Source organism: Albidovulum sp. (assembly GCF_008933605.1).
Classification (GTDB): Bacteria; Pseudomonadota; Alphaproteobacteria; order Rhodobacterales; family Rhodobacteraceae; genus Albidovulum.
Genome location: NZ_WBUS01000018.1, coordinates 16,343 through 36,174, shown reverse-complemented (window position 1 = coordinate 36,174; position 19,832 = coordinate 16,343). Strand labels below are relative to the sequence as shown.

The 19,832-nt window shown below is 65.8% G+C and carries 21 protein-coding genes and 1 tRNA gene; 13 read left to right on the top strand and 9 right to left on the bottom strand.

Going from position 1 to position 19,832, the window contains the following annotated elements:
- From F9K34_RS04470 to F9K34_RS04460, 3 genes are all read right to left on the bottom strand, one after another.
- Positions 1-346, bottom strand: a 346-nt coding sequence (locus tag F9K34_RS04470) for a DUF3307 domain-containing protein (protein ID WP_291335703.1), incomplete at its 3' end; no start/stop codon positions are given.
- Positions 343-1,035: a hypothetical protein gene (locus tag F9K34_RS04465; RefSeq protein ID WP_291335702.1), complete on the bottom strand. Its 693-nt coding sequence runs from the start codon at positions 1,033-1,035 to the stop codon at positions 343-345. The genes F9K34_RS04470 and F9K34_RS04465, both read right to left, overlap by 4 nt.
- Positions 1,036-1,085: 50 nt before the next feature.
- The gene (locus F9K34_RS04460) at positions 1,086-1,451 is read right to left on the bottom strand and encodes an SUF system Fe-S cluster assembly protein (RefSeq protein ID WP_291335701.1); all 366 of its coding nucleotides are present in this window, start codon (positions 1,449-1,451) and stop codon (positions 1,086-1,088) included.
- A gap of 166 nt (positions 1,452-1,617) precedes the next feature.
- On the opposite strand from F9K34_RS04460, the gene tgt reads away from it, so the two are divergent.
- Entirely contained in the window at positions 1,618-2,748 is a 1,131-nt protein-coding gene (gene tgt, locus F9K34_RS04455; protein WP_291335700.1) for a tRNA guanosine(34) transglycosylase Tgt, read from the top strand.
- Between the two features lie 9 nt (positions 2,749-2,757).
- Here the strand turns inward: tgt and F9K34_RS04450 are convergent, their stop codons facing one another.
- A complete protein-coding gene (locus tag F9K34_RS04450) occupies positions 2,758-3,237 on the bottom strand; it encodes an autoinducer binding domain-containing protein (RefSeq protein ID WP_291335699.1) in 480 nt (159 codons plus the stop codon).
- A 119-nt stretch (positions 3,238-3,356) separates the two neighbouring features.
- Here F9K34_RS04450 and F9K34_RS04445 point away from each other — a divergent pair, with 119 nt between their 5' ends.
- The 3 genes from F9K34_RS04445 to lon all read left to right on the top strand — a co-directional run bounded on the left by F9K34_RS04445 (position 3,357) and on the right by lon (position 7,349).
- On the top strand, positions 3,357-3,965 hold the full coding sequence (locus tag F9K34_RS04445; RefSeq protein ID WP_291335698.1) for an autoinducer binding domain-containing protein: 609 nt from the start codon (positions 3,357-3,359) through the stop codon (positions 3,963-3,965).
- Between the two features lie 141 nt (positions 3,966-4,106).
- Complete coding sequence (locus tag F9K34_RS04440; protein WP_291335697.1) at positions 4,107-4,709, top strand: acyl-homoserine-lactone synthase; 603 nt, start codon at positions 4,107-4,109, stop codon at positions 4,707-4,709.
- Between the two features lie 234 nt (positions 4,710-4,943).
- Positions 4,944-7,349: an endopeptidase La gene (gene lon, locus F9K34_RS04435; protein ID WP_291335696.1), complete on the top strand. Its 2,406-nt coding sequence runs from the start codon at positions 4,944-4,946 to the stop codon at positions 7,347-7,349.
- Positions 7,350-7,438: 89 nt separating this feature from the next.
- Here lon and F9K34_RS04430 read toward each other — a convergent pair whose 3' ends face one another.
- Positions 7,439-7,696, bottom strand: a complete 258-nt coding sequence (locus F9K34_RS04430; protein ID WP_291335695.1) for a hypothetical protein — start codon at positions 7,694-7,696, stop codon at positions 7,439-7,441.
- Positions 7,697-7,938: 242 nt separating this feature from the next.
- Between F9K34_RS04430 and F9K34_RS04425 the strand changes: the two genes are divergently transcribed.
- Positions 7,939-8,013 (top strand) — tRNA-Val (locus F9K34_RS04425).
- 244 nt (positions 8,014-8,257) lie between these two features.
- Here the strand turns inward: F9K34_RS04425 and F9K34_RS04420 are convergent.
- The 3 genes from F9K34_RS04420 to F9K34_RS04410 are packed head-to-tail and all read right to left on the bottom strand — an operon-like array spanning position 8,258 to position 10,713.
- Positions 8,258-9,085: a ferredoxin--NADP reductase gene (locus F9K34_RS04420; RefSeq protein WP_291335694.1), complete on the bottom strand. Its 828-nt coding sequence runs from the start codon at positions 9,083-9,085 to the stop codon at positions 8,258-8,260.
- Positions 9,082-9,459: a ferredoxin FdxA gene (gene fdxA / locus F9K34_RS04415; RefSeq protein WP_291335693.1), complete on the bottom strand. Its 378-nt coding sequence runs from the start codon at positions 9,457-9,459 to the stop codon at positions 9,082-9,084. Before fdxA ends, F9K34_RS04420 begins: the two co-directional genes overlap by 4 nt.
- Before the next feature lie 21 nt (positions 9,460-9,480).
- Entirely contained in the window at positions 9,481-10,713 is a 1,233-nt protein-coding gene (locus F9K34_RS04410; RefSeq protein ID WP_291335692.1) for a 4Fe-4S binding protein, read from the bottom strand.
- A gap of 121 nt (positions 10,714-10,834) precedes the next feature.
- On the opposite strand from F9K34_RS04410, the gene F9K34_RS04405 reads away from it, so the two are divergent.
- The 6 genes from F9K34_RS04405 (at position 10,835) to F9K34_RS04380 (ending at position 15,923) form a co-directional block, all read left to right on the top strand.
- Entirely contained in the window at positions 10,835-11,758 is a 924-nt protein-coding gene (locus F9K34_RS04405; RefSeq protein WP_291335691.1) for a LysR family transcriptional regulator, read from the top strand.
- Positions 11,759-11,883: 125 nt separating this feature from the next.
- Positions 11,884-12,351, top strand: coding sequence for a RidA family protein (locus F9K34_RS04400; protein WP_291335690.1), 468 nt, complete (start codon positions 11,884-11,886; stop codon positions 12,349-12,351).
- A 16-nt stretch (positions 12,352-12,367) separates the two neighbouring features.
- On the top strand, positions 12,368-12,703 hold the full coding sequence (locus F9K34_RS04395) for an EthD family reductase (RefSeq protein ID WP_291335689.1): 336 nt from the start codon (positions 12,368-12,370) through the stop codon (positions 12,701-12,703).
- Positions 12,704-12,775: 72 nt separating this feature from the next.
- The gene (locus F9K34_RS04390; RefSeq protein WP_291335688.1) at positions 12,776-13,780 is read left to right on the top strand and encodes a glycine betaine ABC transporter substrate-binding protein; all 1,005 of its coding nucleotides are present in this window, start codon (positions 12,776-12,778) and stop codon (positions 13,778-13,780) included.
- Between the two features lie 103 nt (positions 13,781-13,883).
- Complete coding sequence (locus F9K34_RS04385; protein ID WP_291335687.1) at positions 13,884-14,756, top strand: ABC transporter permease; 873 nt, start codon at positions 13,884-13,886, stop codon at positions 14,754-14,756.
- Positions 14,757-14,759: 3 nt separating this feature from the next.
- Entirely contained in the window at positions 14,760-15,923 is a 1,164-nt protein-coding gene (locus F9K34_RS04380; RefSeq protein ID WP_291335686.1) for a quaternary amine ABC transporter ATP-binding protein, read from the top strand.
- A 439-nt stretch (positions 15,924-16,362) separates the two neighbouring features.
- On the opposite strand, the gene F9K34_RS04375 is transcribed toward F9K34_RS04380, so the two are convergent.
- Positions 16,363-17,247 (bottom strand): LysR family transcriptional regulator, encoded by an 885-nt coding sequence (locus F9K34_RS04375; protein WP_291335685.1) that lies wholly within the window; start codon positions 17,245-17,247, stop codon positions 16,363-16,365.
- 89 nt (positions 17,248-17,336) lie between these two features.
- Between F9K34_RS04375 and F9K34_RS04370 the strand changes: the two genes are divergently transcribed.
- Positions 17,337-18,788: an aldehyde dehydrogenase family protein gene (locus F9K34_RS04370; RefSeq protein ID WP_291335684.1), complete on the top strand. Its 1,452-nt coding sequence runs from the start codon at positions 17,337-17,339 to the stop codon at positions 18,786-18,788.
- Positions 18,785-19,810 (top strand): membrane dipeptidase, encoded by a 1,026-nt coding sequence (locus F9K34_RS04365; RefSeq protein WP_291335683.1) that lies wholly within the window; start codon positions 18,785-18,787, stop codon positions 19,808-19,810. The genes F9K34_RS04370 and F9K34_RS04365 overlap by 4 nt, the downstream gene beginning before the upstream one ends.
- Positions 19,811-19,832 lie beyond the last annotated feature (22 nt).

The following is a 19,832-nucleotide window of genomic DNA, read 5'->3' as shown; positions in this document are numbered from 1 at the left end:
GCCCCACCTCTGGGCCGGCCCAAGCGCCGCCGGCCCAGAGGTGGGGCCGCAGCGCGGCCAGGGCCGCGAGGGCCGCCAGATGGGCGCCCTGATCGGCGAGAAAGGCGGCAAGCCCCGGCGTGGCCATCCGGGCCTTCACCCCGTCGACGACCGTGTGCAGCAGGGCGAGTGCGAGGAGTTCCCAGGCATCGACCCGGCCGAGCGCCGCCTGCGCCGCCGCCAGCACGACCGCGCCGTGGAGGAGGAGGACCGGAAGGCGCCGCTTGTTCAGCGCGATCCCGCGCGTCTGGAGGACGAAGTCGGCGAGGACATGGGCGAGGAGGAGCGCGGCGAAGGTCTCGGTCATGCTACCGGCTCCCATTGGTACTTCTGGAAGGCGTAGATCGCGTTCTCCATTGCCTGATAGCCCGCGCCCGTCAGCCGGGCGTGCATCGCCTGCCGCGTGATGCCAAGGCGTTGCGCCAGCTCGTCCTGCGTCTTCCAGTCGTCGCGAAGGGCCATCGCCATCGCTTCCGCCTGCGGTTGCGACCAACGGGAAGCGATCCATTCCGCCATGTCGAAGATCGCCGCCTGCCAGTCCCTGTCGGCGACCCCATGAACGGCCGCGTTGCGTCCGCCCGCGATGGCGAGTCGCCTGTGTTTCGGCATCTCGTCCAGATTGCGACCGGAGACGAAGAATGCCCGGCCCGAAGCATCGGAAAGGTCATCCGTTCCGAGGCTTTCCCAAGGCCCGACACCGACCGAGATTCGGGTTTCGATATCATGCCCCTCGGCTTTCAGATCGGCAATGATGATCAGTGCCGCGCGCAGAGCCCAACCCGCGCGCCCGAGCACGACCTGCCAGCCATCGCCGCGAAAGCGCGTGAAGCGCGAGTCGGCATCCGTCATCGTGCCAAGCTGGTGCGCGGTCTTTGCGATCCGCGCCATCACGGCTGCGACCCTCTCGTCGGCATGTTTGCGGGATGCGACCAGATCGCCCGTCAGAACCGCCACGATGGGCGCGTATTCGTTGGAATCCGTTGACTTGCTTTCCATGAAGCAAATCATATGACTTTCTTTTTAAAAAGCAACCTATATAACTTGCTCTACATGAACCCCAGTTCCAGCCGCGCCTCGTCGGACATCATGTCCATGCCCCACTGCGGCTCGAAGGTCATCTCGACATCGACCTGCTTCACGCCGTCGATGGGCTCCACCGCGTCGGCGACCCAACCCGGCATCTCGCCGGCCACCGGGCAGCCCGGCGCGGTGAGAGTCATGACGATCCTGACCTCGTTCTCGGGAGAGATGTCGATGGTGTAGATGAGACCCAGATCGAAGATGTTGACCGGGATTTCGGGGTCGTAGACCGTCCGGCACGCCTCCACCACGCTCTCGTAGAGCGGGTGCCCCGTGGTCGAGGGCTTGATCAGCGGCGTGCCTTCGACGGGCGCGGCGGGTTCGACGGTCATCGCGAGTCCTGTCTTTAGTTGAGCGAATATATAGGGAATTCACCGGGCGCCGTAAAGACCGCCCGGCCGGTGGCGTGGGGCCTTCCGCACGCCAGCGCGCCGGGAACGGCCGCACCTTCGAACCGCGCCCCTTCACCGGGGTCTGCGGACGGGCTAAGAGCGGATCATGACCCAACGCTTCACCTTCACGCTTCACGCCACCGACGGCGCCGCCCGCACCGGCACGATCTCCACCCCTCGGGGTGAGATCCGGACGCCTGCCTTCATGCCGGTGGGCACCGCGGGCACGGTCAAGGCGATGCTGCCCGAAAGCGTCCGCGCGACCGGGGCCGACATTCTCCTCGGCAATACGTATCACCTGATGCTGCGGCCGACCGCCGAGCGCATCGCCCGGCTGGGCGGCCTGCACCGCTTCATGAACTGGGAGCGCCCGATCCTGACCGACTCGGGCGGGTTCCAGGTGATGAGCCTCGCCGCGCTGCGCAAACTGACCGAGGAGGGCGTGCGCTTCTCCTCCCATATCGACGGTTCCAAGCACATGCTCTCGCCCGAGCGCAGCATGGAGATCCAGCGGCTTCTGGGCTCGGACATCGTGATGTGCTTCGACGAGTGCCCCGCGCTGCCGGCGCCGGTCGAGACGGTGGCGGCCTCGACACGGCTTTCCATGCGCTGGGCACAGCGGTCGCGCGACGCCTTCGGCGACCGGCCGGGCCACGCGCTCTTCGGCATCCAGCAAGGCGGCGTGACGCGCGAGTTGCGCGAGGAAAGCGCCGGAAAACTCACGGAAATCGGCTTTGACGGCTACGCGGTCGGCGGGCTCGCGGTGGGCGAGGGGCAGGAGGCGATGTTCGGCGTACTCGACTATGCGCCGGGAATGCTGCCCGCCGACAGGCCGCGCTACCTCATGGGCGTGGGCAAGCCCGACGACATCGTCGGCGCGGTGGAGCGCGGCATCGACATGATGGACTGTGTCCTACCCTCGCGCTCGGGGCGCACGGGGCAGGCCTTCACCCGGCGGGGCGTCGTCAACATCAAGAACGCCCGCCACATGGACGACCCGCGGCCGCTCGACGAGGCCTGCACCTGCCCGGCCTGCCGGTCCTACAGCCGGGCCTATCTGCACCACGTCTTCCGGGCGGGCGAGATCATCTCGTCGATGCTCCTGACCTGGCACAACCTGCACTACTACCAGGCGCTGATGGCCGGCCTTCGCGAGGCCATCGCCGCAGGGCGGCTTGCCGCCTTCGTCGCGGCGTTCCACCGCGAGCGAGCGGAGGGGGACATCGAGCCGTTCTGAGGGCCGGCCTCAGCCGTGGGTCAGGTAGATCGACATCTGCTTCAGCGTCATGTGGACGTCGGGCGAGAACGTCTCCACCGTGCCGGTGAGGTCGTGGAGGTCTTCGAGGATGCGCTTCAGCGTCGCGATCTCGTCGTCGGTCAGCTCGCGGTCGCCGCGGGCGAAGCCCGCCATGGTCCGGCTGCCGTCACGTACGAAGGCGACGACCGCGCCGTGCCGCAGGCCGTGCGCCGCGGCGCGGTCCATCACGCCCGCAGGATCGTCGAGCGCGCTCCACCGGATGGTGCCCTCGTGGGTGAAACCCCAGCGCACCACAGGATCGTGGAGCACCAGACCCTCGCGCGAATAGGTATCGAGCCACTCCTTCGCGTAGGACTGGAAGAGATAGCGCGGCGCGGTGAAGCGCACGTGGAGCGCGATCGCGAAGCCTGCGGGGCTCGCCGCATGGAGCTTCGCCAGAAGCGTGCTGATGCTGTCCTGACCCTTCATCCGGTCTCCCGGTCCCTTTGTCTTCCGTCGCCCGGCGTTTCGTGGCATATGCGCGAAGTTGCCACAACTCTGGGTCGATTGTCACAGGCCCGCCGGAACGCGAACGGGACGTATCTACCATGGAACAGGCCGGGGAGGGGCGTGAGTTTTCCTACATCGCCCCCGCGGGCTACTATATCGCACTTCGGGTCGGTTTCGCCTTTCCGATCGCCGAGACCAACGCCTTACCCGACGCCTGGATCGAACGCTACACCCAACGCGGCTACATGCTGTTCGATCCCGTCATGCAGTGGCTTTACGGCAATTCCGGCGCGATCCGCTGGAGCGAGATCGACTTGCCCGACCCCATGGGCATCCTGACCGAGGCCGCCGCGCACGGGCTGATCCACGGCGCGGCGATCTCCTGTGCCTCGACCGGCACCGAGGGGCAGCGCAGCTTCGGGTCCTTCGCGCGGAGCGACCGGGAGTTCAGCGACGAGGAGATCGCGCTCCTCGCGCACAAGTTGCGCCGCCTGCACGAGGCGACGGCGCCGCCGACGAACCTGACCGAGGCGGAACTCCAGGCTCTCCGGATGGTGCGGGGCGGCCTGCTCCTGAAAGAGATCGCCGGCCGGCTCGGCGTGTCCGAGGGGGCGATCAAGCAAAGGCTGAAGAACGCCAAGCTGAAACTCGGCGCCAAGACGATCAGCCAGGGCGTGTCGACGGCGGTGCGGTACGGGCTTATCTGATCCGCGACGGCGGGCCGCAACGGTCCGGCCGTGACCGCGGACACACTCATACGGCGAAAGTGTGTTCGATACTCGCCAATAAGGATTTTTCCCGATTCTGGTTAATGCTCTAATTGCCCCGCCTATCAGGAGGGGCACATCATGGAAAACATCACCTTCGACCTTCTCGACATGCATCGCCACGGCGCGGCGTTCTACGACTATCTGAAGATGCGCAAACGGGTTTTCGTGGACGAACTCGGCTGGGACATCCCGCACAACGATTTCGTCGAGATGGACCAGTACGACAATCCGCTGACGCATTATTCGCTAGTCGTCCGGGACGGCCGCCTGATCGGCGGGGCGCGGATGCTCTCGACCATGGCGGAATGGAACGGCGCGGGCTGCATGCTCAACGACGTGCTGGCGGGCAAGCTGCCGACGATCCCGAAAAGCGTGATCGACGGGCCGATCCGCAGCGCGCAGGTCTGGGAATGCTCGCGCCTTGTCATGGCCGAGGACATCGGCTCGGCCGAGGAGCGGGCGGAATGCCTGTCGCTGATCGTCGACGGGTTGGCGGAGATGGCGCGGCGGCAGGGGGGCTCGCAGCTGATCTCGCTGACGCGCCTTCCGCTTTTGCGGGCGCTGCGCCAGCTTGGCTGGGCCTGCGACCGGATCGGCCAGCCCTATGTCCAGGACGGGCGCAGCTACGCCGTCCTGAGCATGCCGGCCGCGAAGACCCCGGTCGCCATCGCGGCGGAGTGACCGCAGCCGGGGCGACGCCCAAGCCCGACCTGCGGGCCGGGCCAAGGGCGTCGCCCGGCCAAGGGGGCGTTTTCCGCGCTTGTCGCGGGTGGCACGTGACGGCAATGTGACAGCGCCCGGCGGAGTCCGGTTGAACGCGGGTGCCGCCCTGCATAAATAGGACGCGGAACGGAAAGGGCCGGATGCCGCCGATGACCGGGGCCGGCGTCCTTTTGCGAAGAACAGGAAACGCGAATGAAAGAGCAGCTTTCGCCCAGCTACCCGGTGTTGCCCCTGCGCGACATCGTGGTGTTTCCGCACATGATCGTCCCGCTCTTTGTCGGGCGCGAGAAGTCGGTGCGGGCGCTGGAAGAGGTGATGAAGGAGGACAAGCAGATCCTCCTGTCGTCGCAGATCGACCCCACGCAGGACGAACCCACCCCGGAAGGCATTTACCGGGCCGGCGTGCTGGCCAATGTGCTGCAGCTCCTGAAGCTGCCCGACGGCACCGTGAAGGTGCTCGTCGAAGGCCGGGCCCGGGTGCGGATTGTCGAGTTCCTCGACAATGACGCCTATTTCGAGGCGTGCGCCGAGGGCCTGACCGAGATGCCGGGCGACCGGGCGGCGGTCGAGGCGCTGCTGCGCTCGGTCGCCGAGGAGTTCGAGCGGTACGCCAAGATCAAGAAGAACGTGCCGGAAGAGGCGCTTTCGGCGATCTCCGAGGCGCGGGACCCGGCCAAGCTCGCCGACCTCGTGTCGGGCCATCTCGGCATCGAGGTGGGTCAGAAGCAGGAGCTTCTGGAGACCCTCGATGTGGCCGAGCGGCTGGAGAAGGTCTATGGCCTGATGCAGGGCGAGATGTCGGTCCTGCAGGTCGAGAAGAAGATCAAGAGCCGCGTCAAGAGCCAGATGGAGCGCACCCAGCGCGAGTATTACCTGAATGAGCAGATGAAGGCCATTCAGCGCGAGCTCGGCGACGGCGAGGAAGGCCAGAACGAGATCAACGAGCTGACCGAGAAGATCGCCAGGACCAAGTTCTCGAAGGAGGCGCGCGACAAGGCCGAAGCCGAGCTGAAGAAGCTGAAGTCGATGTCGCCGATGTCGGCCGAGGCGACGGTGGTGCGCAACTATCTCGACTGGCTCCTCAGCCTGCCCTGGGGCGTCAAGAGCCGGGTGAAGAAGGACCTGCGCGCCGCGCAGGAGGTGCTCGACAACGACCATTACGGGCTCGAGAAGGTCAAGGAGCGGATCGTCGAGTACCTGGCCGTGCAGCAGCGCAGCCAGAAGATGAAGGGCCCGATCCTCTGCCTCGTCGGCCCGCCCGGCGTCGGCAAGACCTCGCTCGGCAAGTCGGTGGCGAAGGCCACGGGGCGCGAGTTCATCCGCATCTCGCTCGGCGGGGTGCGCGACGAGTCCGAGATCCGCGGCCACCGGCGGACCTACATCGGCTCCATGCCCGGCAAGATCATCCAGGCGCTGAAGAAGGCCAAGACCACCAATCCGCTCATCCTGCTCGACGAGATCGACAAGATGGGGCAGGACTTCCGCGGCGACCCGGCCTCAGCGATGCTCGAGGTGCTCGACCCCGAACAGAACAACACGTTCATGGACCACTACCTCGAGGTCGAATACGACCTTTCCAACGTGATGTTCCTGACCACGGCCAACAGCTACAACATGCCGGGGCCGCTTCTTGACCGGATGGAGATCATCCCGCTCGCGGGCTACACCGAGGACGAAAAGCGCGAGATCGCCAGGCAGCACCTGATCCCGAAGCAGGTGAAGAACCACGGGCTGAAGAAGACCGAGTTCAGGCTGACGGACGAGGCGTTGCAGGAGATGATCCGCACCTATACCCGCGAGGCGGGGGTGCGGAACCTCGAGCGCGAGATTTCCAAGATCGCGCGGAAGGCGCTGACCCGGATCGTCCGCAAGGACGTGACAAGTGTCGAGGTCACGCCGGAAAACCTCGAGGACTTCCTCGGCGTGAAGAAGTTCCGCTATGGCCTGGCCGAGAAGGAAGACCAGATCGGCGTGGTGACGGGCCTCGCCTGGACTTCCGTCGGCGGTGACCTCCTCTCGATCGAAGCCCTGAAGCTGCCCGGCAAGGGCCGGATGAAGACCACCGGCAAGCTCGGCGAGGTGATGAAGGAGTCGATCGAGGCGGCAAGTTCCTTCGTCCGCGCGATCAGCCCGGAGATCGGGGTGAAGCCGCCGGTCTTCGAGAAGATCGACATCCATGTCCACGTGCCGGAAGGTGCGACGCCCAAGGACGGGCCGTCGGCCGGCGTGGCGATGGTGACCTCCATCGTCTCGGTTCTGACGCAGATCCCGGTCAGGAAGGACATCGCCATGACCGGCGAGGTGACGCTGCGCGGCAACGTGCTGGCGATCGGTGGGCTGAAGGAAAAGCTGCTCGCGGCGCTGAGGGGGGGCATCAAGACGGTGCTGATCCCCGAGGAGAACGCGAAGGACCTGACGGAGATCCCGGACAACGTGAAAGAGGGGCTGGAGATCATCCCCGTCGGCCATGTGCGCGAGGTTCTGAAACTGGCGCTGGTGCGGATGCCCGAGCCGATCGAGTGGGACGCCGAGGCCGAGGAGGCGGCGGCGCGGGCGGCGGTGGCGGACAAGGGCAGCACCGCGGCCACCGCGCACTGACCGGCGCGTCCTGAGCGGGCGCCAGGGTGGCCCGGATCAGCCAAGGATTGCCCTGCGGCCGGCAGTAACCGGCCGCAGGGCATTTTCGTTCAGCCGGCGTTGCGCCGGGCACGGCGCTCGCGCCATTCCCTGCGCCGGCGCTCCGTGCGCTCGCGACGCTCGCGCTCCTCCCGCTCGAGTTCCTCCTGGTGGAGTTCCTGCTCGTGGCGTTCGCGCTCGTCAGGGGTCGACGTGTCCGTGGTCTCTTCGGTTGTCTCCGAGGTCTGCGCAAACGCCTGTGCCGCAAGGAGCATGGGCGCACCGGCCAGCGTCAAGGCAAAGAATTTCCGTCTGGTAAAATCAGTCATGATAGCCCCCTCCCACAAGAACTGACGCCGGAATGGGCGGCAACCGAAGGATGCCGCGATTCCGCTTCCACGCAATGGCCAAAGAGTGCGCAGGTCGGCCGCGCGCGGTGTGACACGATGTCCCGACCGCGGCACGCCCCCCCTCGCGGGCACGGGTCGCGGCAGCTTCGCGACCGCCCCGGTGCGCGTCCGGTCTCCCCTCTTGCGCTGTCGCGCGAATGCGGCTAGGAACCGCGCCGATCGGGTGATTAGCTCAGTGGTAGAGCGCTTCGTTCACATCGAAGATGTCGGGGGTTCAAATCCCTCATCACCCACCATCCCAACCCGTTGAAACAAGATAAACCCCCTTCGATCAAGGGTTCTGGGCCGTTCTGTGGGTGCGGTTTTGCCTGCACCCGCAGGTGGCGCGCGGCGGGCAAGATCGGGCAAGTGGTGAATCGGTCCGGGCGTCATCATGCGCGGATCGTGGTGCCGAGGGACCTGCGCGTGGTGACAGGCAAGACCGTCGGCAGGGAGTGCGAACGCCCTGGTGGTGACCGTGCCGCCGTTGCCCGTCTGGTGTCAGATTCCGTCGCCGACGAAGGCCTTTTCCACGACATACTCGCGCGGGTCCGAGTTCGCGCCCTCGCGCAGCCCGAAGCCTTCCAGAACCGCCTTGACGTCGACGTTGAAGGCGAGCGAGCCGCAGACCATCGCCCGGTCGGTCGCCTTGTCCATCGGCGCCAGCCCGAGATCGGCGAAGACCTTGCCCGAGGTCAGGTTGTCGGTGATCCGGCCCATATGGGCGCTCTCTTCCCGCGTCGTCGTGGGATAGTATTTCAGCTTGTCGCCGACGACTTCCCCGATCAGGGGATCGTCCTTCAGGCCTTCGACCAGTTCGCGTCCGTATTCGAGCTCGGCCGCGGTCCGGCAGGTGTGCATCATGATCACCTGGTCGTATTTCTCGTAGGTCTCGGGGTCGCGCATGAGCGAGGCGAAGGGCGCGATGCCGGTGCCGGTGGCGAGGAACCAGATGCGCTTTCCGGGCAGGAGCGCGTCGAGCACGAGCGTGCCCACCGGCTTCGGGCGCAGGATGATCTGGTCGCCCGCCGCGATGTGCTGGAGCCGCGAGGTGAGCGGCCCGTCGGGCACCTTGATCGAGTAGAATTCCAGCTCCTCGTCCCAGGAGGGCGAGGCGATCGAATAGGCCCGCAGGAGCGGCTTGCCGTTGTCGTCGAGCAGGCCGATCATCACGAACTCGCCCGAGCGGAAGCGCAGGCTTCGCGGCCGTGTCACCCGGAAGGAGAAGAGCCGGTCCGTCCAGTGGCGGACCGAGAGCACGGTCTGCGCATCGGGCAGGGTGCGGACGGGTTTGGCGCCACGGTGGCTCATCGCACTCTGTTCGGTCATGGCCTTCCTTCCCAGGCAGGTGCCGGTTCGGCGACCGGCGCGTCCGAGCCGCCGGGCCGGGGGCTCAGCAGCGGCAGTTTTCCAGGCTTTGCCGTCCAGACATCGGCGTCCGGCAGTGCGGCGATCTTCTTGGTGATCACCGGCCAAAGCTCGGCATAGCGGCGGTTGAGCGCAATCCATTCATCATAGTCACCGTCGGTATCGGCGAAGATCGCATCAGCCGGGCACTCCGGCTGGCAGACGCCGCAGTCGATGCATTCGTCGGGATGGATCACGAGGAAGTTCTCGCCCTCGTAGAAGCAGTCCACTGGGCAGACGTCGACGCAGTCGGTGTATTTGCACTTGATGCAGTTCTCGGTGACGACGAAGGTCATGGTCGCTCCTCCTGGCTCCCGCTACTCGGCGGCCAGAGTCTCGCTGCGCTCGGACTTCGGCAGCATGCGGATCGCGTCGAAGGGGCAGACGTTGTAGCAGAGCTCGCATCCGATGCAGGTGTCGGGGGTGGTGACCACCCGGTCCTCGCCGAAATGCAGCGAGTCGTAGAAGCACATGCGCACGCAAATGTCGCATGTCGGATACTTGCACTTGCTGCGGTCGATCTCGCAGTAGAGCGGCTCCATCGACAGCATCTCGGCCGGCGTCTTCAGCGCCCGCTTCGAGGCAAGCCCGTGGATCGCGGCGAGGTCGGGATAGCCGTGCTCGTCAAGGAACCGCTCGATCCCGTCGATCACCTTCGGCAACCACTCGACACCCTTCAGCATCAAGACCGAGCCGACCTGCATCACCTTGGCGCCCGACATGATGAACTCGATTGCGTCGCGCGCGTCGAAGATGCCGTTCGAGCCCGAGATGTCGCAGCCTAACTTGTCGAAGATCTCATTGACCCAGCGTTGGGTGATATACTTGACCCAAGGCCCGCCGACCCCGGCCGGCCCGCCGATGTAGGGTTCGGCCTTGTCGATATCGACGGCGAAGCCGACGAAGCGGCTGTTGACCGCTACCGAGGCGGCACCGGCGTCGAGCGCCGCCTTGGCGATCTCGGTGATGCGGTTCGATTCCGGGGTCAGCTTGACCATCACCGGGATGCCGACCGCATCGACGATCTGGCGGGTGACCTCGGCGGTCACCTTCGGGTCCTGGGCGAGCCAGACGCCCTCGGCGCCGGCGGCCAATTCGGTCGGGTGCGGGCACTGGTAGTTGACCTCGAGCATCGGGATGCCGCAATCCTCGACCATCCGAGCCAGCCCGCGCCAGCCGGCGACGGTGCCCGAGGTGATGTTGCCGATGATGTGCGAGCCGCTTGCCTCCGCATAAGCCTGGGTCTCCTTCAGGTAGGAAATCCAGTCCTGCTCGGGCTCGGTGACATAGCCCGAGCGGCTGTAGAACACGAAGGACCGCGGCACCTTGCCCCGGATCAGCGTGCCCTTGTCGTTGAGAATGGCGTATTTCGAATTCTCGGTGAGCTTGCGCATGCCGGGGATGTCGCCGATCGTCTTGGTGATCACCGCGCCGGCGCCGTGGTCGATGCATTTCTTGATGTTCTCGACGCTGTTGCTCGGCTCGGCCGAGGCGACGATGATGGGGTTCTTCAGCTTCAGGCCGGAAAACTCGACACTCAGATCCGCCATGACAGGTTCCTCGGGGCTGGGATGATGCCTCTTGCCGTTTCAGATGACAGATCGGCGCTTGATCTGTTAAATGCAAAAGTCCACCATATTGATAATCTAAACAGATCAATTCGGCGCGAAGATGAAATCGGCGATCAACCTGCGGCACCTGCGCGCCTTCGTTGCCGTGGCCCGGGATTCGAGCTTCACCCGCGCCGCCGAGCGGCTGCTTCTGTCACAGTCGGCCCTTACGGTCACCGTGCGTCAGCTTGAGGAGCACCTGGGCGTCGCGCTCTTCAACCGCACCACGCGGCAGGTGGTCTTGACGGTCGATGGCGAGAGCCTGCTCATCGCTGCCGAGCGGATCATCGGCGATTTCGACCACGCGTTGGCCGCGGTCACCGAGACCGCCAAACAGCGCCAGGGGCGGGTGCCGATCGCCGTGGTGCCCTCGGTCGCCACCCGGCTGATGCCGCCGCTGGTCCGCGGCTTTCACGAGATCTATCCCGACATCCGCATCACCCTGCGCGACGACAACGGCCGCGGCGTCCACCGCCAGGTGCTGGACCACGATGTCGAGTTCGGCATCAGCAACGTCTGGCGTCCCTATCCCGAGCTGGAGTTCACGCCGCTCACATCCGATCGCTTCGGCCTCGTCTGCCGCCGCGACGATCCGCTGGCGCGAGAGGAGGGGCCATTCAACTGGGCAGGCATCGACCAGAAGCGGCTGTTCATCATGGCCTCCGACACCGGCTTCTATACGGCGCTGCAAAACACGCCCGAATTCGTCGAGCGCTGCCCGACCCCGGCGGGCGAGGTGCTGGCGATGGTCACCATGCTCGACATGGTGCGCGCGGGGCTCGGGATAACGCTCCTGCCCGAACTGGCGCGGCCCGCGGCGGTGGAATCGGAACTCGTGTTCCGCCGGCTGACCAACCCGGCGGTCCATCGCCATCTCTGCCTGATCCGTCGCCGCAACGAGGCGCTGTCGCAGGGCGCGCGTCGCATCTGGGACTATATTCGCGCCCAGGTCCCGCGCGAGATCGAGCTGAATGCGGCGCCATGATTGATGATTTCTTTTAATCAATCCATCCTTTCTTTGAATTTGTTGGAATAATCAATCCAGCCCTAACATCCCGTCTCACGCAGAGCCGCCGGCCAGGACCCGGCGCCCGAGGCAAGGAGAGGACGATGGCTGGACGGATCGATGCACGCCTTGAGCAGCTGGGGATCGTCCTGCCCGAACCGCCGGTCCCCGTGGCCAGCTACCAGCCCTATGTGATCAGCGGCAACCAGGTGGTGATCGCCGGGCAGGTCACGTTCCTCGACGGCAAGCTCCGCCATGTGGGGCGGATCGGCGAGGATGTGTCGGTCGAGGAGGCGGAGGCCGCGACCCGGCTCTGCGCGCTCAACGTGCTGGCGCAGGTGCGCGCCGCCTGCGGCGGCGACCTCGACCGGGTGCGAAAAGTTGTGCGGCTCAACGCCTTCTTCAACTGCACGCCGGACTTCCGCGACCATCCGCGGGTAATGAACGCCGCCTCGGACCTGATGGCCGAGATCTTCGGCGAGGACGGTCGCCATACCCGCGTTGGCGTCGGCGTCAACTCGCTGCCGCTGAACGTGCCCGTCGAACTCGACGGCACCTTCGAAATTTCCTGACAGGGAGGGAACCCCCATGCTCACACTCTGCGCCTATTACGAGGGTGACGTGCCCGAGGGCGACCGCCAGCGCTTCGACGATCATGTGCGGAACATCCACCTGCCGCTGGTCGCCCGCTATCCCGGCCTGCATTCGCTACGCTACCACCGCGGGACCCCGTGGAACGGCGCCGGGCCAGACCACTACCTGGCCTTCGAACTGGGGTTTGCCAGCCGTGCGGACTTCGATCGCGCGATGGCCTCGGACATCCGGCGACAGGCGCGCGAGGACGTAGGCAACTTCCTGCCCCTCTTCCGCGGCACGGTGCGTCATGTCCTGCACGAGACCGACGACATCCCGGTGCCGGGCTGAGGTCCGGGCGGGACGGAAATCAGGCCGCGCAAGACGGCAACCAAGAACCACAGGAAGCAACAGGAGGATGGAATGAACTACAAGCTTGTGCTCGCTGCAGCGACCTCGCTCGCGGCGGGTCAGATGGCGGCCACCGGCGCTGCTGCAGCGGATTGCGGGACGGCCGATCGGGTGACCATCGCCGAGATGACCTGGCTTTCGGCCGGCTCGCTGGCGCATGTCGCGCAGAAGATCCTCTCGGCGGGCTACGGCTGCGAGGCGGAGCTGGTGCCCGGCGACACGGTGCCGACCGCGACCTCGATGCTGACCCGGTCCGAGCCGATGGTGGCGCCCGAGCTCTGGGTCTCCACCGCGCAGAGCATCTGGGACCAGATGCAGGAGAAGGGGAACGTCTACAAGGCCGGCGACATCTTCGCGTCGGGCGGCGAGGAAGGGCTTTGGGTTCCGGACTACATCATCGCCGAACATCCTGAAATCCAGAGCATCGAGGACCTGAAGGCCAACTGGAGGGTGTTCGAGGATGCCTCCGCCCCCGGCAAGGGCCGGCTCTACAACGGCCCTCCCGGCTGGGGCAGCGAGGTGATCATCACCAACTACTACAAGGCGCTGGGGCTGGCGGACACGTTCGAGCTGTTTTCGCCCGGCTCAGGCGAAAACCTCAAGGCGTCGATCGCGCGGCAGGTGGCCCAGAAAGAGGCCTTCGTTGGCTACTACTGGGGCCCGTCGGACGTGATCGGCAAGTATCATCTGGTGCTGCTGAAGACGCCGACCTTCGACAAGGAGGCCTTCACCTGCATGACCGACGTCAACTGCGCCGATCCCCAGGTCACCGGCTGGGCCGTGGGCGAGGTGGCGGTCGCCGTGGTCTCGTCGCTGAAGGAGCGCGCGCCCGACGTGGCGGACTTCCTCGCCAAGATGCAGGTCCCGAATGCCGAGATCAGCGAGGTGCTGGCTTGGGGCGATGACAACGGCGCCACGCCCGAGGAGGTGGCGACCCATTTCCTCAAGGACTACGAGGCGATCTGGACCAACTGGGTGCCGGCCGACGTCGCCGAGAAGGTGAAGGCGAGTCTCTGACGCCCCCGGGAGGCCGCCAGCGCACGCGCCCCGCGCGGCGGCCGCGCCCGAAATCCGGCACGGCATCGACCCGAACGCCCCGGCAAACCGAAGGACAGCAGCAATGGCATCAGGCTTCCCCGAACTCTGGGACACGCGCGGCTTCTCCCGCGGACTCGATGCGGCTTTCAACGGGCTGGTAGCCACCTGGGGCGAAACGCTCGAGGCGCTGTTCATGCCGGTGTTGCGGCTTCTGGGCCTGATGGAGAAGGGGCTCCAGGCGCTGCCTTGGTGGCTGGTGGCGCTGGCGCTGGCGGCACTGGCCTGGCACGCGGCGCGGAACTGGCGCACGGTGGCGGTGGTTCTGGCGCTGACCCTGGCGCTGGGGCTGATCGGCGTCTGGGATGCGGCGATGGCGACGATCGCGCTGATGCTGATGGCAACGGCGCTGTCGATCCTCGCCGGTATCCCTATCGGCGTCCTGATGTCGCGCGTCGACCGCTTGCGGGTGGCGGCGCTGCCGGTCCTCGACATCATGCAGACCATGCCGATCTTCGTCTACCTGATCCCATTCGTCATGCTCTTCGGCCCGGGCAAGATCCCGGCGCTTCTCGCCACCATCGTCTTCGCCATCCCGCCGGTTATCCGCCTGACGGATCTCGGCATCCGCCAGGTCGATCCCGAGATCGTCGAGGCGAGCCGCGCCTTCGGCGCCTCGCCCGGCCAGCAGCTCTGGACGGTGCAGGTGCCACTTGCGCTGCCGGCGATCATGGCGGGGGTCAACCAGACAACGATGATGGCGCTGTCGATGGTGGTGATCGCCTCGATGATCGGCGCCGGCGGCCTTGGCTACCAGGTCCTCCAGGGCATCCAGCGACTCGAGGTCAGCCGCGGACTATTGGCCGGGCTTGGCATCGTCTTCCTCGCCATCATCTTCGACCGCATCGCCCAGTCCTACGGGCGTCGGATGCAGAAGTCCCTGAAGTTGGAGAGCTGAGCCGTGGCAGGTGGCGTCAAGATCCGGGTCGAGAACGTCTCGAAGATTTTCGGTGCCGATCCGGCAGCCGCGCTGGCGCGGGTCTGGGACGGGATGGGCAAGACTGAGCTGCTCGAGGCGACCGGCCATGTGCTGGGGCTGCACGAGATCAATCTCGATATCCGCGAGGGCGAGACCTTCGTGATCATGGGCCTGTCGGGATCGGGCAAGTCGACGCTGATCCGGCATTTCAACCGGCTGATCGAGCCGACCGCCGGCCGCATCCTGGTCGACGGCGAGAATGTGCTGGGGCTGGGTCCGGCGGCCCTGCGCGCCTTTCGCCGCCACAAGGCTTCGATGGTGTTCCAACGATTTGCCCTTCTGCCGCACAAGACGGTGCTGGAGAACGTCATCTACGGGCTGATTATCGACGGCGCTCCCCGGCAGGAGGCGCGCGACCGCGGAATGCGGCAGATCGAGCTGGTCGGGCTCGCCGGCTTCGAGGGCCGCTATCCCGGCCAGCTTTCCGGCGGCATGCAGCAGCGGGTGGGGCTGGCACGCGCGCTTGCGACGGATGCCGAGATCCTGCTGATGGACGAGGCATTCAGCGCGCTCGACCCGCTGATCCGTCACGACATGCAGATGCAGCTGCGCGACATCCAGTCGCGGCTGCACAAGACTATCGTCTTCATTACCCACGACCTCGACGAGGCGCTGCTGCTCGGCAATCACATCGCGATCCTCAAGGACGGCAGGCTGCGCCAGGTCGGGACCGGCGCCGGCATCCTGATGGCGCCGGCCGACGACTATGTCGCGCGTTTCGTGCGCGACGTGAACCGGGCGCGGACCGTCACCTGTGGCGCGCTGGCCGAACCCGGGCCGGTCTTCCCCAGCCCGCAGGCGGCCTCCGGCGCCTCGGGCTGGGTGATCATCTCCGACGGCAGCGGCGGGCACGGGCTGATGCGGGCCGGCGGCGGTGTGCGGAACGGCGAGGCGCAACTCGAGGATGCGGTGACGATCGAGGCTTCGGCCAATGTCGAGGAGGCCTTCGGCGCGCTGGCCCGCCGCGACCGCCCTCTCGTGGTCATGGCCGATGGGCGCCCTTCCGGCCTTCTGGCCTGGCAGTCGGTCCTGAGGGCGCTGCAACGGGACGGCGGGCGCCACCCGGCGCCCGAGAGGGATGCCTGATCATGGCGCCGCCGAACCAGCGCGCCGTCTGACGCACACATGACGTCCATTTCCTGTGGACAAGGACCATGAGAGACGGGAAGTGCCAACGCGCTGCACCGCGTGCCGCCGCTTGACCTTGACATCCGCTTCGGTTCGCCCCGGATCACGATGACCTGTTTCCGGCGAGCGACCGCCTGTTCTCCACGACGAGAGGAGCCCCGAACGGTTCCTCTTGGTGGCGCCGGAAGGCGTCCCCATGCCACTCGGCGAAGTCTCCTAGGACTTCGATACCGAGCACTGTGCAAGGTCTCTGCAAGTGCAGTGTTCGTGCGCTCCCTTGCGACACGCCGTCCATCTGCCCCGAAGGACAGAGCCATTCCTCCGGTGCCATCCAACCCAGCGAACGAGGTTCCAAGCCGACGCGGGATACAGGCTTGGCCGCGGATTGTGTTGGGTCCTAGAGCGGGTTCGAATCCCGAAAAGTCGCAAGCATCTTCCATAGCTCTTCCGCTGCCGGGTTGAGGCGCCGCTCGGGATTGGAGATCATGCGCAATTCGCGGCGGGCCTCTGGCGTGGCTGGGCCGACATAGCCGATGCCCTCCCGGTCAAGCAGCAAGCTGTCAGGCAGAATGGTGGCTCCGAGCCCTTCACGGACAAAGGCGATCAGCGCTGTGGTGTTCCGGGCCTCGAGATTGCACGATTTCATCAGTTCGGCGACGACTGGATGGGGCACCAGATCACAGAGCGGGTTGGCGATCAGCGGCTCGAGGCGCAAGAGCTTCCAGTCCGCCGGCGCCCCGTTCGCCACAGCCCTCGCGACCGCACCGTCGTGGTTGAAGGCGATCCCCAGGCGGTCGCGCATGATCGACACTCCCTCCGCCGCGTCGTCCACCCGACGGGTCATGATGCCGATATCCGCTTCATCTAGCCGCACTCTGCGGCGCACCGAAGCGCTGTCGAGGTCGCTGATTTCAAGGCGCACATCGGGATGGGTCAGGCGAAAGGCGGCCAGCGCGCGTGGCAGCAGCGTGGCGGTGACCGAAGGCACCGCGGCAATGCGCACGGTTCCCGCGATTGAGGTGGTCAGGCGACGGATTGCATCGGCGCTCGACTCGAAGACATCCGTCGCGCGGATCGCCTCGGCCAATACCAGTTCGCCGAGACGGGTGAGCTGGTTCTTGCGATCCCCTTCAAAGAGCGGCGCGCCGAGGTTTTCCTCGAGTTGAGAAAGCATCATCGACACCGCCGAGGGCGTGCGGCCCAAGACGGAGGCTGCCTGTGACAGCGCGCCTTTCTCCGCGACGGTGCGGAAGACCCGCAGCATTTCCAACTTGATTGCCACTTCAGAGTTCCTGAAATAATGTTCAATACTTCAAGATTGCCTTAAATTTCGGATTGCGTCTAGTGTCCGCCCGTCAACGGGAGGCGAGGATGATTCACGCGACAGGAGTTCATATCGCTGGGCGGTGGGAGCAAGGCGCCGCCCGCATCGAGAACCGCAATCCCTCTGACCTGACCGACCTGATAGGCGAATACGGGCAGGCCGATGCCGCGCTGCTCGATGAGGCCCTGGCTGCGGCGCGCAAGGCGCAGCCGCTGTGGTGGCGCGCAGGCGTGCAGAAGCGTCACGACGTGCTCATGGCGATCGGAACCGAACTGATGGCGCGGGCCGAGGAGATCGGCCGGATGGTGTCGCGCGAGGAGGGAAAGCCGCTTGCAGAGGGTCGCGGCGAGGTCTACCGCGCCGGGCAGTTCTTCACCTACTATGCGGCCGAAGCGCTTCGGCTCCATGGGGATCTGGCCGAGAGCGTTCGCCCGGGAATCGAGATCGACGTGCGCCGCGAGCCGGTGGGTGTGGTGGCGATCATCAGCCCCTGGAACTTCCCGGTCGCCACACCGGCCTGGAAAATCGCGCCGGCGCTTGCCTTTGGCAATGCCGTGGTCTGGAAACCTGCGAATATCACGCCCGCTTCGGCCTGCGCGCTGACGGAAATCGTCGTCAGGCAGGACATTCCCGCGGGGCTGTTCAACCTCGTTGCGGGTGCCGGCCGTGACGTCGGTCAACGGCTGGTGGAAAGCCGCGACGTGGATGCGATCAGCTTCACCGGGTCGGTTTCGGTCGGCCGCGGAATCGCCGCCAGTGCGATTGCGAACATGACGAAGATCCAGATGGAAATGGGTTCGAAGAACCCGATGCTGGTCATGGACGACGCCGACCTCGACCTCGCCGTGGCCCACGCCGCAAACGCGGCCTTTGGCGGGACCGGCCAGAAATGCACTGCCGCCTCGCGGATCATCGTGCACGAGGCCGTCCACGATGGTTTTGTCGAAAAACTCGCTGCCGCGGCGCAGTCCCTGAAAGTCGGGCATGCCCTGGACGAGGGCACCCAGATTGGCCCCGTCGCCTCGGAAGGGCAACTGCGGCTGAACCTCGACTACATCGGGATCGGAAAGTCCGAAGGGGCGGAACTTCTCTGCGGCGGCGATCGGCTGAACCGCAGGACCGAGGGTCTATTCATGGCACCCGCCGTCTTCGCCGGCACCCGAAACGACATGCGCATCAACCGGGAAGAGATGTTCGCGCCGATCACCTGCGTCATGAAGGCTGGCGACTATGAGGAGGCTCTGGCCATCGCCAATGACAGCGACTTCGGCCTGACCGCAGGAATCATGACCCGCTCGCTCGCCCGCGCCAGTCATTTTCGCGCCAACGTTCGCGCCGGCTGCGTGATGGTCAACCTGCCGACCGCAGGGACCGACTATCACGTGCCCTTCGGCGGGCGCGGGGCGTCCTCCTACGGGCCGCGCGAACAGGGGCGCTACGCGGCGGAGTTCTACACCACCGTGAAGACCGCCTATGTCGCGGCGGGGGCGCCGGAATGAGCCCGCTTATCGATGGACTGCAATATGCCAACTGGTCGGAAAAGGTGTTTCGCCAGATGCGCGACGGCGGCGTCGACGCGGTCCATGTCACGATCACCTATCACGAGACCTTCCGCGAGACGGTGCTGAACATCGAACGCTGGAACCGCTGGTTTGAACGGTTTCCCGAGCTGATCTTTCAGGGCAGAACCGCCGCCGACGTTGCACTTGCCCGCGAGACCCGACGCACGGCGATCTTCTTCGGATCGCAGAACCCCTCCTGCATGGAGGACGATATCGGCCTGATTGAAGTGCTGCACAGCCTTGGCCTGCGCTTCATGCAACTGACCTACAACAACCAGTCGCTGCTCGCCTCGGGCTGCTACGAGGATGAAGACACAGGCCTGACCCGCATGGGCCGCGAGGTGGTAGCCGAGATGAACCGCGTCGGGCTCGTCGTCGACATGAGCCATTCGGGTGAACGTTCGACGCTCCAAGCAATCGAACACTCAACCCGCCCCATCGCGATCACCCATGCCAATCCGCATGCCTGGCACCCTGCACGACGCAACAAGTCGGAAACGGTCCTGCGTGCTTTGGGAAAGAGTGGCGGGATGCTCGGGTTCTCGGTCTATCCGCATCACCTGAAGGGCGGCAGCGCCTGCAGCCTGGATGACTTCTGCGAGATGATCGCGCGCACCGCCGATCTGATCGGGATCGAGCGTGTCGGGATCGGCACGGACCTTTGCCAGGACCAGCCAGACAGCATCGTGGAATGGATGCGCGTGGGCCGGTGGACCAAGCTGAAGGACTACGGTGAGGGAAGTGCCTCGGCCCCGGGCTTCCCGGCGATGCCTGAATGGTTCGCCGACAACCGTGACTTCGGTCGCATCGCCAAGGGCCTGCGTGCGACCGGCATGAGCCGAGCCGATGTCTCTGCCGTGATGGGCGGCAACTGGCTGCGCTTCTTCGAAACGAGCTTCGAAACGAGCTTCGGAGCGAAATCCGGGGAAAAGCCGAAACTCAATCGTGCCGCGGAGTGACGGGCATACGCCAACGAATTTT

What these genes read in the sequence shown, in the direction of transcription:
- F9K34_RS04465 (WP_291335702.1), bottom strand. Translation starts at nt 1,035, where the DNA reads ATGGAAAGCAAGTCAACGGATTCCAACGAATACGCGCCCATCGTGGCG.
- F9K34_RS04460 (WP_291335701.1), bottom strand. Translation starts at nt 1,451, where the DNA reads ATGACCGTCGAACCCGCCGCGCCCGTCGAAGGCACGCCGCTGATCAAG.
- tgt (WP_291335700.1), top strand. Translation starts at nt 1,618, where the DNA reads ATGACCCAACGCTTCACCTTCACGCTTCACGCCACCGACGGCGCCGCC.
- F9K34_RS04450 (WP_291335699.1), bottom strand. Translation starts at nt 3,237, where the DNA reads ATGAAGGGTCAGGACAGCATCAGCACGCTTCTGGCGAAGCTCCATGCG.
- F9K34_RS04445 (WP_291335698.1), top strand. Translation starts at nt 3,357, where the DNA reads ATGGAACAGGCCGGGGAGGGGCGTGAGTTTTCCTACATCGCCCCCGCG.
- F9K34_RS04440 (WP_291335697.1), top strand. Translation starts at nt 4,107, where the DNA reads ATGGAAAACATCACCTTCGACCTTCTCGACATGCATCGCCACGGCGCG.
- lon (WP_291335696.1), top strand. Translation starts at nt 4,944, where the DNA reads ATGAAAGAGCAGCTTTCGCCCAGCTACCCGGTGTTGCCCCTGCGCGAC.
- F9K34_RS04430 (WP_291335695.1), bottom strand. Translation starts at nt 7,696, where the DNA reads ATGACTGATTTTACCAGACGGAAATTCTTTGCCTTGACGCTGGCCGGT.
- F9K34_RS04420 (WP_291335694.1), bottom strand. Translation starts at nt 9,085, where the DNA reads ATGACCGAACAGAGTGCGATGAGCCACCGTGGCGCCAAACCCGTCCGC.
- fdxA (WP_291335693.1), bottom strand. Translation starts at nt 9,459, where the DNA reads ATGACCTTCGTCGTCACCGAGAACTGCATCAAGTGCAAATACACCGAC.
- F9K34_RS04410 (WP_291335692.1), bottom strand. Translation starts at nt 10,713, where the DNA reads ATGGCGGATCTGAGTGTCGAGTTTTCCGGCCTGAAGCTGAAGAACCCC.
- F9K34_RS04405 (WP_291335691.1), top strand. Translation starts at nt 10,835, where the DNA reads ATGAAATCGGCGATCAACCTGCGGCACCTGCGCGCCTTCGTTGCCGTG.
- F9K34_RS04400 (WP_291335690.1), top strand. Translation starts at nt 11,884, where the DNA reads ATGGCTGGACGGATCGATGCACGCCTTGAGCAGCTGGGGATCGTCCTG.
- F9K34_RS04395 (WP_291335689.1), top strand. Translation starts at nt 12,368, where the DNA reads ATGCTCACACTCTGCGCCTATTACGAGGGTGACGTGCCCGAGGGCGAC.
- F9K34_RS04390 (WP_291335688.1), top strand. Translation starts at nt 12,776, where the DNA reads ATGAACTACAAGCTTGTGCTCGCTGCAGCGACCTCGCTCGCGGCGGGT.
- F9K34_RS04385 (WP_291335687.1), top strand. Translation starts at nt 13,884, where the DNA reads ATGGCATCAGGCTTCCCCGAACTCTGGGACACGCGCGGCTTCTCCCGC.
- F9K34_RS04370 (WP_291335684.1), top strand. Translation starts at nt 17,337, where the DNA reads ATGATTCACGCGACAGGAGTTCATATCGCTGGGCGGTGGGAGCAAGGC.
- F9K34_RS04365 (WP_291335683.1), top strand. Translation starts at nt 18,785, where the DNA reads ATGAGCCCGCTTATCGATGGACTGCAATATGCCAACTGGTCGGAAAAG.